Origin of the sequence: Escherichia sp. MOD1-EC4550, from assembly GCF_963876935.1 — a bacterium.
GTDB classification, from domain to species: domain Bacteria; phylum Pseudomonadota; class Gammaproteobacteria; order Enterobacterales; family Enterobacteriaceae; genus Escherichia; species Escherichia coli_F.
Window position 1 is genome coordinate 25134 of record NZ_CAWNSE010000011.1, and the last position, 12529, is coordinate 37662.

The window sequence follows — 12529 nt, forward strand, 5'->3', positions numbered from 1 at the left end:
ATTTCACATCCTTTTGATTAAAAATATGCTTACCGAAAAGAACAACGGTTAACCATCTCAACGCGGGGCATTTTCACGCGCCTTGTTCTACAGGGTCATTTTTTACGTGCCAGCATCGTGGCGAAACGCAGTTTAATCCGATTACCGTTGGCGTCGGTGCGGTGCAGCTCGCCGACGTCTTCATTGTATTTCACCATCTCCCAGCCTTCGTAATATCGACGTAATTCTCCCTCTTTGAAGGCAAACGGGAAGCCGACACTACATGGATAATCAGCGGTATCCATCGCCGCCACAATCAGGTTGTAACCGCCAGGTTTAGTGCAACGTTGCATATTGGCAATCAGCCCTGGGATGGTTTTAGCCTCAAGGAACATCAGCACCACAGTCGAAAGAATAAAATCGTATTGCCCATCAAACGTGAGGTTATTCAGATCAACGACCCGGGTATGTAAATTATCCAGATTTTCAATGGATTTAATGCGCTCGACGTTGGCGATACTCATGGCATTTTTATCCCATGCGTCAACTTCATAACCATTGGCTGCCAGGTAAAGACTGTTACGACCATTGCCACAGCCCAGATCCAGCGTTTTACCGGGTTTAACCACTTTCACCGCTTCCAGTACTTCAGAGTGTGTGCGGGTTAATTCATACTTATCAGTAAAATAGTTTTCGTCACGAATGATCATTCTTTGTCCTCAGCTTTCATTAAAACGGCGCGCTCGGTTCTGATTAACAATTTCCCCTGCATCAGAAGCGCGAAAGTTCGGATGAGCAGTATTGCAATTATAAAATTGGTAAAGATAAACAGCGGCACCGCCAGGGTATGGAAAAATCCATTATCGCTGCCACTCCCCAGATGCAAACCGGTGGTTGCCAGTGCAGATACGCCGAACGAGAAACTCCAGAATGAAGCATTAAATGGCTGGGAGAGATACCATGGCATCAGACGTAGCATAAACAGCAGTTGCAGCAGCCCATAACCGAAAAGCATTTTCGCCAGCGTGTCACCCTCGCCGCCGTTGACGCTCAGCCAGGCACTACAGGCCACCAGCGCAGGAGCGAGCTGAATGCCGAGTGATGTCCGCAGCGCCGTGGGTAATTCTCCCGAACTGCGCAGACGCTGCAAGATCACCGGTTCCAGGCTTAACCATGAGAAAACGCCTGCGCCTAAAAACACCAGACCGGCGTCGGTGTAACCCAATGCACCACAGGCCATTGCGCTGATAAAGTTGTTGGCAACTGTCGGCAGATACAGTCCAGGCGTGGTAGCTTCTTCAGGATGAGATCCGCGCCATAATCCCGCAGTTTGCCAGGCGGCATAAGCCAACTGAACCACGACACCAAAACTGAACAGGCATACCGCCAGTGGGCGAAACCACGGAACAAAACCAATCGCTACCAGCATCGTCGTTGCAGGAAACAAACTCACAAAACTGCTCATCACTGGATGGCGCACTTCCGCCAGCACGCTATGCGGAAAGCGTATGAGTCGGGTAATAAATGCGCTAGTCAATAATCCCCAGATGATCATCGCCAGAATTACCAGCCCATCCCCTAACCAGTGGCTGACCTGCCAAACCTGGCTGGCATAGCGCCAGGCAAATCCCATCCCTATCGTCCCCAACACAATACCAAAGTAGCCTGCCGGCAAATTGAGCACTTTATCGCTCTGCATCTTCTTACTCATTTTGTTTAATTTATAAAGTATATTTGAAATACATTTTATGGAATTTTCTCGAGCATAGCCAGAGCCGCAGAATTTGCTACGGTTATAGTAAGTCACCTGTGGGAAAACGCTATGCGCAAATATCGTCTAAGTGAAGAACAGCGAGCCTTTAGTTATCAGGATGATGGCACTAAAAAAAGTGTGTTATTACGGCAAATTATCGCCATGAGCGATTTTAACGATGTGATAGCAGGAACCGCTGGCGGCTGGATCGATCGCGAAACGGTGTTAGCACAGGAAGGAAATTGCTGGATTTACGATCAGAATGCTATTGCGTTCGGCGGAACGGTGATTTCCGGTAATACGCGTATCACCGGCACCAGCGTCCTTTGGGGAGAGGTTTACGCAACGGATAACGTCTGGATCGATAATAGTGAAGTCAGTCAGGGTGCATACATAAGTGACAGTGTCACCATTCGTGACTCATTAGTTTGCGGTCAATGTAGAATATTTGGTCACGCCTTAATTGATCAACATTCTATGCTCGTCGCCGCGCAAGGCTTAACCTCCGACCATCAACTCCTGCTACAAATTTATGATCGCGCAAGGGTTAGCGCCTCGCGTATTGTCCACCAGGCACAAATTTATGGCGATGCCGTCGTCCGGTATGCTTTTATTGAACATCGCGCCGAAGTTTTTGATTTTGCCAGTATTGAAGGTAATGAAGAGAACAACGTCTGGCTATGCGATTGCGCTAAAGTCTACGGTCACGCGCAGGTGAAAGCTGGCATAGAAGAAGATGCCATTCCGACAATTCATTACAGTTCGCAGGTAGCGGAATATGCCATTGTGGAAGGTAATTGTGTGTTAAAACATCATGTCTTGATTGGCGGAAAGGCAGTGGTACGTGGCGGACCGATTCTGCTCGACGAGCACGTTGTAATACAAGGTGAGAGCCGTATTACAGGTGCGGTGATAATTGAAAACCATGTGGAGTTGACCGACCACGCCGTCGTTGAAGCCTTTGATGGCGACACGGTTCATGTCCGTGGTCCAAAAGTCATTAACGGCGAAGAGCGCATTACGCGAACGCCGCTGGCAGGGTTATTGTGAATCGATAATACGCGCGTATAAGTTCACATCATCATAGGCATCATTCAGAAACTCAGCCTGTTTCAGGCAACCTTCAAGGATAAAACCATTGCGCAAAGCGACCTGGTTGCTTTGCGCATTATCCACCCGACATTTGATCACGAAGCGTCTAAGTTCACCAGACTGAGCGTAATGATGAATCAATGCCTGCAGCGCCTGAGAAATGATCCCCTGCCCCTGATGAGATTCGTCCAGCCAGTAGCCGATTTCAGCGGTTTTATTCAGTGGTTCAATACGATTAAACGAGATAACGCCGATAAGTTCATCTTCTTTGAAAATCATGAACATTTTGGCATAGCCGCGTTGATGCAACATTACATTGCCCTGCACCGTTTTTCGCGTGTCCTCTTCACTTTGAACAAACTGCGGCCAGTTTAGCGACTGCTGTAACCAGGTTCTATTTTTACAGATTAACTGATAAAGAGGTGTGACATGACTTTCTGCAACAGCATGTAATTCAAGTGATTCACTTACTTTTATCGTTTCAGCCATCTTATCTCCAGTCAATCCATGCAGTTGTTAAAAAAGCCGCCTGGCTGGCGGCTTAGGAAAGTTTACACCTCTTTGACGCTCTCCTGCTGCAGGATTTTGAGCATCTCATCTTTTAACTGTAGCTTTTGTTTTTTCATGCGGACCACTTCCGCATTGTACCCTCGACCGTCGGAACCTTCCTTTCTGGCAATTTCATGATCAAGTTTATTGTGTTTATCGAACAAGGACATAAAGCGAGGATTTTCGTTTTTCAGACGGGATATTAAATCTCGGTATTCTGGAAACATACGCACTCCCTGTTAGTGGCTGACAAGGTGTATCTGAAATACACACCATCAGATTACTCATTTAACTTAGGGAAAAATGCGAGCGGGATCGTGTTTAACCAGACGGCACCTCCCGAAGAAGGTGCCGAAGAAAAAAACGATTAACTCATCACGCGGTCGTCAACATACTGACGTTTATCCGGCGCTGGCGGGAAATACTGATACAGCCATGTTTCACTGATAGCGTCGCCCTGACAACGCAGATACATCCGCATATCGACCGGATCAGTGGAGTCCGAAGTCGGATACCAGTCAAACTGAATACGATAACCATCAATGGGTTCAATATAGAGAATTTCGATTTGCTTCGCTTCCCCACTGGAAAGCGTAATCACCGGCTCAATGCCTTTTGGTGCGGCAGCTTTCAGATCACCACCAACGAAATCGACGGCAAAACGACGCGCCCATTTTTCGGGATAGTGTTCACCAGGCGCCCAACCTTCCGGGAAACCGCCCATGCCGGTACGCGTTGCCATAACGCGCGCTAATGGGCAATGAACAGGCGGTTGCGCACTCCAGTACAGACGATACTGGAATGCAAACTCATCACCCGCTTTTACAGCTTTTTCTGGCTGCCAGAAGCAGACAATGTTATCCAGCGTTTCGCCCGTTGTTGGGATTTCCATCAGGCCGATGGTGCCCTTACCCCACTTGTTACGCGGTTCCACCCACAGACTTGGGCGTTTGTTATACCAGCCCATAATGTCCTGATAATGAGAGAAATCGCGATCCAGTTGCAATAAACCAAACCCTTTCGGGTTGTTGTCGGTGTAAGCATTGAACTGCAATTTTTGCGGATTATTCAGCGGACGGCAAATCCACTCGCCGTTGCCCCGCCACATGGACAGACGATCAGAGTCATGGATTTGCGGATGAATGGTGTCGCACATCCGACGTTCATTAGTGCCGCAGCTGAACATGCTGGTCATCGGCGCAATGCCCAGCTGTTTAATGTCTTTGCGCGCATACAGGTGATTTTCCACATCCATAATCACCTGACTTTTCTCACAATGGATAGTGAACTTATAGGCACCAGTAATGCTGGCGCTATCGAGCAACGCATAAACGGTAAAGGTGGTTGCCCCTGGTTTTACCGTATCAAACCAGAAGGCGGTAAAGTCGGGGAACTCTTCTTTGCTGTCGGTGTAAGTGTCGATCGCCAGGCCGCGGGCCGACAAACCGTATTGATATGTGTCATCAACGGCGCGGAAATAACTCGCGCCGAGGAATGATACGACATCACGGCGCGCCAGTTCGGGGGCTTTAAAAACGCGAAAACCGGCAAAACCGAGATCGCTTTGCCCTTCTAATTGTTTGGTATCCACACCCGCATCGTTGTATTTGAACAACTCCGGGCGAAAGTGAATTTCACGCGCCAGATGTGTTGCTGGATCTACAGAAAACATACGAACGCGGCGACGGAATCCCATTCCCATATGGAAGAACTGAGCGTCCAGTTGACGGTTCTCAACGTTATGCCAGAGCGATTTTTCGGCGTCGTATTGAATACTGTTATAAGCCTGCGGCGTCATTGTCGCCAGAGTGTCAGGTAACGGACGCGGCGCACCACGCCACGCGGTTTGCGCTAAGTCGTGCGCCATTGACTGTAGAATGGAGAAGTCAAAACGCTGGGTTTGCCCGTCGGCAATATCAGAATCTGCCGCGAATGCCGCCTGAGAAAAAAGAGAAGCAATGCCGCTGGTACCGCACACGGCGGCCATAGCCATTGAACCTTTAATAAATCGTCTACGATCCATACCTGAAAGTGAGTCCTTCTGGTGTTGTGAATGGTCCCGCGCTGGTCGTTTTCAGCGGCAAGAAAGTGCTTATTTATGACCGCTCACTCTAGACAATATTTATTAATAATCCAATTGTTGAACTCAGAGAATATGCATTAATCGGCAATTTTTTTATGTCGATGGGATGAGCCTGATTCGTTTGTAAAATCAGGCAAATTTTTGCAAAGGCGGATGGTCAGAATTTAAAGCAAACCACAGCGACGTTTACTGCGTTCTTCCGCTTCCTGATAAAGCTGGAACTCATCCAAAACCGGGCAGCCCAACGCCTGCTCAAATGCTTCGCGACTGGCATTACCGTGACTGCGTGCCTGCGTTTCATTACCCAGATTTGACTGGAAGATCCCCGCCGCGCTAACGGGCAAGAAATCTTCATAGGTAATGGGTTGCGCCACTATCCAACCACGTTCAATTAAGGGCTGTGGATCGTCTCCGGGATGAATCGCCTGACGATGCGCCTCACCTGAAGGCGTCAGACGGTACCGGAACCATGCCAGCCCTTGCTGACGCATTAAAAACTCACTGTCAGGAAAAGTGCGGAAGGTTTCCTGTAAATGCATTTGGTGAGTGAGATTATCCTGCCCGGTTCCAGCGTTCCGCAGTAGATCATCATACAGTTGTCGTCCTTTCGGCGTTAATGCCACGCCACGCTGCTCTATTTCACCAAAGCGCGCGGTATGCGTGCCCTGTTTCTGCCCCGCAAACAACACCGTCTCTTCCAGTGCTTTAAAGCTGGTCTGGCGTAGTAAAATCGGTACCTCGCGGCGCGGCGGCCCTTCGATCAGAATTTTGGGTTCAATTCCGCATTCAGGCATCATCGACTGCACCCGGTCAATATCCAGCGTGCGTGGCGTCAGGTGGTTGATATGGCATCCAGGAAAACAGACCACATCAGCAATCAGCCGATGTTCGTTATGCAAGGCGCGATAGGTTACTTCATCCACCGTTGCTGACTGGTGCCAGCGAAACGTTTCCAGGGCTTCCTGCACAAACTCCTGTGCCTGTGTTTCGTTAAAACCGCCCCGCTGCTCATACTCCTCTAACAGTTGTCGACAACGTGGGGTGAAGATATCGCGCTGACGCAGAATCTCCGCCGCTTTCTGGCGCAAAAATTCGTTCTCGATAAGCTCAAGACGGAGTAATGAGGTAAAAACGCGGAAGGGATTACGCGCCAGAGAAGCATCATCAATGGGCCGAAATGCTGTGGAATGTACCGGCACGCCCGCCTGCGAGAGATCGTAATAGCTCACCGGGTACATCCCCATAATGGCAAACATCCGCCGAAGAGTAGCAAGCTCTTGTGCAGTCCCAACGCGAATTGCCCCATGACGTTCAACATTCAGTCGCGCCAGCTCGTCTGCATTTACCATTTTTTCGTGCAGTTGAGGATTGTTTTCCAGCACAGCCAGATTCACATCAGCTACCAGTTCCAGCAGCATGCCGTACTGCGGAACTTCTTGCTGGTACATGGCTGACATTGCCTGCGAAAACTGTTCCCGAATCTCATCCGCCGTGATGCTGTTCGCCATAATGTCTGCCTCCATTGGTCAGTAATCTGGAGTGTAGGTAACCACATTCACTCTGGCGGGAAGAATTTACAAACTGTGATCTCGCCGCGAAAACATCAATATTATCCATTTTCCTGTAACGCAATTGCTTTAATTGTTAATAATATTTTGCAATCAAGTTATCATAATCAAACAACTTCACTTGTCAGCGACACCGCTTCGTTTTTAACATCGCTTATGGAAAAAAATAGTCTGTTTAGTCAGCGCATCCGTTTGCGCCACCTTCATACATTCGTAGCTGTTGCACAACAAGGAACTTTGGGGCGCGCAGCTGAAACCCTTAATTTGAGTCAACCTGCGCTCTCCAAGACATTGAATGAACTAGAGCAATTGACAGGTGCTCGCTTGTTTGAGCGTGGTCGTCAGGGGGCGCAACTTACCTTACCCGGCGAACAATTTTTAACGCATGCAGTCAGAGTTCTTGACGCTATTAACACTGCCGGACAGTCGCTTCATCGTAAAGAAGGTCTTAACAATGATGTCGTCAGGGTAGGTGCATTACCTACCGCGGCGCTGGGAATATTACCTTCAGTTATAGGTCAGTTTCATCAGCAACAAAAAGAGACGACCTTGCAAGTTGCGACAATGAGTAACCCTATGATTCTGGCAGGTTTGAAGACCGGCGAAATCGATATCGGGATTGGTCGAATGTCAGATCCCGAACTGATGACCGGGCTTAATTATGAATTGCTGTTTCTTGAATCGCTGAAGTTGGTCGTTCGTCCCAATCACCCACTGCTTCAAGAGAACGTAACGCTAAGTCGGGTGCTGGAATGGCCGGTCGTTGTATCACCAGAAGGTACTGCACCACGCCAGCATTCAGATGCATTAGTGCAAAGCCAGGGCTGTAAAATTCCTTCGGGCTGTATCGAAACGCTGTCTGCTTCGCTATCTCGCCAGCTTACGGTTGAATACGACTACGTGTGGTTTGTTCCATCTGGCGCTGTAAAAGACGACCTGCGTCATGCCACGCTGGTGGCCCTGCCTGTTCCGGGGCATGGTGCAGGCGAACCGATCGGAATATTGACCCGCGTAGATGCGACGTTCTCTTCCGGTTGCCAATTGATGATTAACGCTATTCGAAAATCAATGCCGTTCTGAAAAGTAAGGGATCTTTCGATCCCTTCTTTGATATTTTCACGCTGTTGCGAAACTAACAGACTCACCAGCTCCGCGTGGTTCTGCCAACACAGAATGTTTGTTCAGGCGGAAAACGTCTACCGCCTCAGTTAATCGTGCAGCCTGTTCTTCAAGGGATAGCGCCGCCGCAGAAGCCTCTTCTACCAGAGAAGCATTCTGTTGCGTCACCTTATCCATTTCGGAAATCGCCTGGCTCACCTGCGTTATGCCTCTACTTTGTTCATCCGAGGCGGCGGCAATCTCCTGCATGATATGTGTGACACTCGCGACGGCATCAACAATCGTGCTCATGGTTTTCCCTGCCGTTGCCACTTCAACCGACCCCAGATCAATTAACCTGACTGATTCACTGATCAAGCCTTCAATCTCTTTCGCCGCCTGGGCGCTGCGACTTGCGAGTGTCCGTACTTCGCTGGCGACAACGGCAAATCCACGTCCTTGCTCACCCGCTCGCGCGGCTTCAACGGCAGCATTCAGCGCTAGAATATTTGTCTGGAAAGCAATGCTGTTGATGACGGCGGTGATCTCGGAAATTTTCTTTGAACTCGTGGAGATTGCTCCCATCGTTCTAACTACACCGGAAACCGTCTCCCCGCCATCGCTGGCTTTAATGGAAGCCTCTTGCGCCAGTTTGCTGGCATGATGCGCGTTATCCGCATTCTGTTTCACCGTCGCAGTGAGTTGCTCCATGCTAGCGGCAGTTTGTTCGATTGCCGCCGCTTGTTCTTCGGTGCGAGATGAAAGGTCCGCATTGCCAGCGGAAATTTCGCTGGTGCCACGATAAATCTCTTCCGCGCCCTGTCGAACAGTCCCGACTGTCATCCCCAGTGAATGCTGCATTTGCTGTAAATGATGACTTAAGCGACCGATTTCATTACGACCCGCCGGTTCATCATTCATCGTCAGATCGCCACTGGCAATTTTTTCAATCCGTTGTGCGGCATGTTGCAGTGGACGAATGACGATCCGACGTAGCACCATAAATGTTATCAGCGTCATGACCACGGCAAGCACAAACGCGCCAATCATAAACATCACACCCAGGCGGGTACGCTGATGGGCCTGTTCCGCCAGTTGGTTGGCTCTGGTGCTACGTATCTTAACGGCTTTGTTCAAAATATCGGTATAAGCATTATCCAGCGGTCGGATCTGCTCACTTTCATGATTGATAATCGCTTCAAACATGCCATTTTTGGCATATTTCAACATAGGTTGCATACCCGTGATATAAGCCTGGAAACGTTGATTTAATTCAGCGTCGAGAGCTTCATCAGCAGGTGTTTTCACCGGCCGACTCTGGTAAGCCCGATAACCTTGCTGCGACTGTTTAATCTCCGATTCGGCTTGCGCAATATTTCGCTTCATTGCTTCCATTTCCGCAATACGACTCGCCGCCCCGGCCTGAATCATATTGATCCGGGCCGAACGCAAAAAATCTGAGCTGTTCGCTAACCCGGTCCGAATCTCAATCTCCGCAGTCACATCACGCTGATCGCGATCGGCCTGCCAGAGGAAATAGCCAGCCAGGGCTGAACTCAAGGCAAACAGAAGTAAGATACCGCCAAGAATGCAGGCAAATAACGGAACCAGCCTGATGTGATGCAAAAAACTTAATCGCTGTGAGGGAGTTGTATTCATTACCGTTGTCTCTCGTCCAGGTTTACTCCTGATAGAAAGTCATCGGCACTTGACGGTAATTACTTATGACCAAAAACCTCTTTGCGTCACATTTTTACAACAATTATGGCAGAGAAGAATAATGCCATTGGAATGAAGAGAGTAACGAACGGCTAAACCGAATGACGAAAAATTCTGGAAAACAGCACGCAATTTCGTCAAGTGATTATTTTCGTCCCTAAGGAAACCTCATAGGATGCCTGCGGGTGCCTGAGACTTTCTGTTTTCAGGCTAACCGGGAATCAGAAAGACGAAGGCCCCGACCGATATTTCTATCAACCGAGGCCAACGAATGAACCAAGCAATTCAGATGTTAGCCTCTTACCCGCCATCCGGCAAGGAGAAAGGCTATGAAGCGCAACCCTCTGGTGGTGTGTCTGCTCATTATCTGCATTACGATTCTGACATTCACACTCCTGACCCGACAAACGCTCTACGAACTGCGGTTCCGGGACGGTGATAAGGAGGTTGCTGCGCTCATGGCCTGCACGTCCAGGTAAGGGCAAGCGCGGGGATTTTCCCCGCGCATCTGACTAGCAGATTCATTTTCTCATGGCACCCCTTTTATACTTCAGTTAGTGCATGTTTTTTTCGATGCACTAATAGAACCATCATTACAGACAAATTTGCCGCCTGCTGTACAGTGAGAGATCCCCCCTTTCGAACCAGAACAGGGTTTGCGCCCGGCATCGGCATAAAAGGAAACAAGCGTTCCCATAAACAAGATAAGTGCCAGTTTTTTCATATAACCTCCATGATTTATCGAATCTTATGTTCGATTTGAACATTATACGCTGGTTTATTTTGATACCGTGATGAGATCAAAGATCGGGTGAATTGATTAAAGATAAGCCAGATGGACGTATGGACAAGGATTATGGTTTTATTTGTCATACAAATAAATATAATAGGCGCTTCCGATGTAGGCCCGTACTCTTCGCCTGTACCGCGGGTCGGTTTTAGTACAGGCGTTTTCTTTAAAGATCCTTCAGGAACGTTTACGCGGCATCATGCGTAGAAGTGTGTTGTCCTTCCAGAAATAGTGGTGTGCCAGTGCAGCTGCAGCGTGCAACCCGATGACAAAATATCCCAGATTCGCCAGCGTCTCATGCCACCACTTTAAGCTATCAACCCGTTCGAAATTGGCCTCTGCTGCGTAAGGCATTGTCATACCAAACGCAAACCACGGGTTGCCCCGGTTATACATCATGACCAAACCAATCACTGGCAGCGCAATAAACAGGAGATAGATCACCAAATGTCCCAAATGTGCCAGTACCGTCATCATCGGTTTTGGTTTAGGTACAATCGGCGGAGTCGGGTTTTTAAGCCTTAACAAAAGACGAACAACCATCAGCACGAGAATTGAGATGCCACAGGAAACATGAATCATGTTGATGAGCGGCCGATCGCTACGTGGGAAGAAACCACGAAACTCCATTGCGCAATACGCTGCGATAACCAACAAAAAGACCAGCCAGTGAATGCTGATTTGTAACCTTGAGTATTTATTTTCCATAACATTTCCTGCTTTAAAACAATTTGCCGTTAACATAACGAGCTTTTCTTAAAATTTCATTAAATATTGTTCACCCGTTTTCAGTACGTTACGTTCCACGGCAAGAATGTAGATTGCCCATCCCGCCATCCTGGTCTAAGCCTGGAAAGGATCAATTTTCATCCGAACGTTCCTGACAGGAGAAGACCATGAGTAAAGTTGGTATTAACGGTTTTGGTCGTATCGGTCGACTGGTGTTGCGTCGATTACTTGAAGTCAAAAGTAACATAGACATTGTCGCTATTAATGATCTCACTTCCCCAAAAATTCTCGCCTACCTGCTGAAACATGATTCAAACTACGGACCGTTCCCCTGGAGCGTTGATTTTACGGAAGATTCACTTATCGTTGATGGAAAAAGTATCGCGGTTTACGCCGAAAAAGAGGCTAAAAATATTCCATGGAAAGCGAAAGGCGCAGAAATCATTGTCGAATGTACTGGCTTTTATACCTCCGCCGAGAAATCGCAGGCGCACCTTGATGCTGGTGCGAAGAAGGTGTTGATTTCCGCCCCTGCCGGTGAAATGAAAACCATCGTTTATAACGTCAATGACGACACACTGGATGGCAACGACACCATTGTTTCCGTGGCGTCATGCACCACTAACTGTCTTGCACCGATGGCCAAAGCCTTGCACGACAGTTTCGGAATAGAAGTCGGCACGATGACGACCATTCATGCCTATACTGGCACCCAGTCACTGGTGGATGGCCCGCGAGGTAAAGATCTACGAGCTTCACGTGCAGCGGCAGAAAATATCATTCCCCACACTACAGGCGCGGCAAAAGCCATTGGTCTGGTGATCCCAGAACTGAGCGGCAAACTGAAAGGTCATGCGCAACGCGTACCCGTGAAAACAGGTTCGGTCACTGAGCTGGTTTCCATTCTCGGAAAAAAAGTGACTGCCGAAGAGGTGAACAGCGCGCTTAAAAAGGCGACAAATAATAACGAGTCATTTGGTTATACCGATGAAGAAATAGTTTCTTCCGATATCATTGGCAGCCATTTCGGTTCGGTGTTTGATGCCACGCAAACGGAAATTACCGCCGTGGGCGATTTACAACTGGTGAAAACGGTCGCCTGGTACGATAACGAATATGGCTTCGTCACACAGCTTATTCGCACCCTCGAAAAATTCGCTAAACTCTGA

14 protein-coding genes are annotated in these 12529 nt (G+C 48.6%); 4 read left to right on the forward strand and 10 right to left on the reverse strand.

The features are described from left to right. Positions 1 to 95: 95 nt before the first annotated feature. On the reverse strand, positions 96 to 689 hold the full coding sequence (gene tehB, locus AACU19_RS07145; protein WP_105278865.1) for a tellurite resistance methyltransferase TehB: 594 nt from the start codon (positions 687 to 689) through the stop codon (positions 96 to 98). Beyond that, positions 686 to 1678, reverse strand: coding sequence for a dicarboxylate transporter/tellurite-resistance protein TehA (gene tehA / locus AACU19_RS07150; RefSeq protein ID WP_001376850.1), 993 nt, complete (start codon positions 1676 to 1678; stop codon positions 686 to 688). Before tehA ends, tehB begins: the two co-directional genes overlap by 4 nt. A gap of 123 nt (positions 1679 to 1801) precedes the next feature. On the opposite strand from tehA, the gene ydcK reads away from it, so the two are divergent. Continuing rightward, on the forward strand, positions 1802 to 2782 hold the full coding sequence (gene ydcK, locus AACU19_RS07155; RefSeq protein WP_039020858.1) for a YdcK family protein: 981 nt from the start codon (positions 1802 to 1804) through the stop codon (positions 2780 to 2782). On the opposite strand, the gene rimL is transcribed toward ydcK, so the two are convergent. The 4 genes from rimL to hglS all read right to left on the reverse strand — a co-directional run bounded on the left by rimL (position 2774) and on the right by hglS (position 6964). Beyond that, positions 2774 to 3313 carry a 50S ribosomal protein L7/L12-serine acetyltransferase gene (gene rimL / locus AACU19_RS07160; protein WP_001353208.1) on the reverse strand — a complete coding sequence of 180 codons (540 nt, stop codon included), beginning with the start codon at positions 3311 to 3313 and terminating at the stop codon, positions 2774 to 2776. The genes ydcK and rimL overlap by 9 nt on opposite strands. 62 nt (positions 3314 to 3375) lie before the next feature. Continuing rightward, entirely contained in the window at positions 3376 to 3600 is a 225-nt protein-coding gene (locus tag AACU19_RS07165) for a YdcH family protein (RefSeq protein WP_001296778.1), read from the reverse strand. Positions 3601 to 3740: 140 nt separating this feature from the next. Further along, positions 3741 to 5396 carry a glucan biosynthesis protein OpgD gene (opgD, locus tag AACU19_RS07170; RefSeq protein WP_000375956.1) on the reverse strand — a complete coding sequence of 552 codons (1656 nt, stop codon included), beginning with the start codon at positions 5394 to 5396 and terminating at the stop codon, positions 3741 to 3743. Positions 5397 to 5620: 224 nt separating this feature from the next. Further along, positions 5621 to 6964, reverse strand: coding sequence for a 2-oxoadipate dioxygenase/decarboxylase HglS (gene hglS, locus AACU19_RS07175; RefSeq protein WP_105278866.1), 1344 nt, complete (start codon positions 6962 to 6964; stop codon positions 5621 to 5623). 216 nt (positions 6965 to 7180) lie between these two features. Here hglS and AACU19_RS07180 point away from each other — a divergent pair, with 216 nt between their 5' ends. Further along, on the forward strand, positions 7181 to 8104 hold the full coding sequence (locus AACU19_RS07180) for a LysR substrate-binding domain-containing protein (RefSeq protein WP_000414564.1): 924 nt from the start codon (positions 7181 to 7183) through the stop codon (positions 8102 to 8104). Between the two features lie 36 nt (positions 8105 to 8140). Here the strand turns inward: AACU19_RS07180 and trg are convergent, their stop codons facing one another. Then, on the reverse strand, positions 8141 to 9781 hold the full coding sequence (gene trg, locus AACU19_RS07185) for a methyl-accepting chemotaxis protein Trg (protein ID WP_039020855.1): 1641 nt from the start codon (positions 9779 to 9781) through the stop codon (positions 8141 to 8143). Between the two features lie 389 nt (positions 9782 to 10170). Between trg and hokB the strand changes: the two genes are divergently transcribed. Beyond that, positions 10171 to 10320: a type I toxin-antitoxin system toxin HokB gene (gene hokB / locus AACU19_RS07190; RefSeq protein ID WP_001309484.1), complete on the forward strand. Its 150-nt coding sequence runs from the start codon at positions 10171 to 10173 to the stop codon at positions 10318 to 10320. On the opposite strand, the gene yncP is transcribed toward hokB, so the two are convergent. From yncP to cybB, 3 genes are all read right to left on the reverse strand, one after another. Beyond that, on the reverse strand, positions 10298 to 10366 hold the full coding sequence (gene yncP, locus AACU19_RS07195) for a hypothetical protein (RefSeq protein WP_212591405.1): 69 nt from the start codon (positions 10364 to 10366) through the stop codon (positions 10298 to 10300). The two genes, hokB and yncP, sit on opposite strands and share 23 nt — an antisense overlap. 25 nt (positions 10367 to 10391) lie before the next feature. Next, a complete protein-coding gene (locus tag AACU19_RS07200; protein ID WP_000731833.1) occupies positions 10392 to 10565 on the reverse strand; it encodes a YdcA family protein in 174 nt (57 codons plus the stop codon). 243 nt (positions 10566 to 10808) lie between these two features. Further along, on the reverse strand, positions 10809 to 11339 hold the full coding sequence (gene cybB / locus AACU19_RS07205; RefSeq protein WP_105278867.1) for a cytochrome b561: 531 nt from the start codon (positions 11337 to 11339) through the stop codon (positions 10809 to 10811). Between the two features lie 188 nt (positions 11340 to 11527). Here cybB and gap point away from each other — a divergent pair, with 188 nt between their 5' ends. Continuing rightward, positions 11528 to 12529 (forward strand): type I glyceraldehyde-3-phosphate dehydrogenase, encoded by a 1002-nt coding sequence (gap, locus tag AACU19_RS07210; RefSeq protein WP_105278868.1) that lies wholly within the window; start codon positions 11528 to 11530, stop codon positions 12527 to 12529.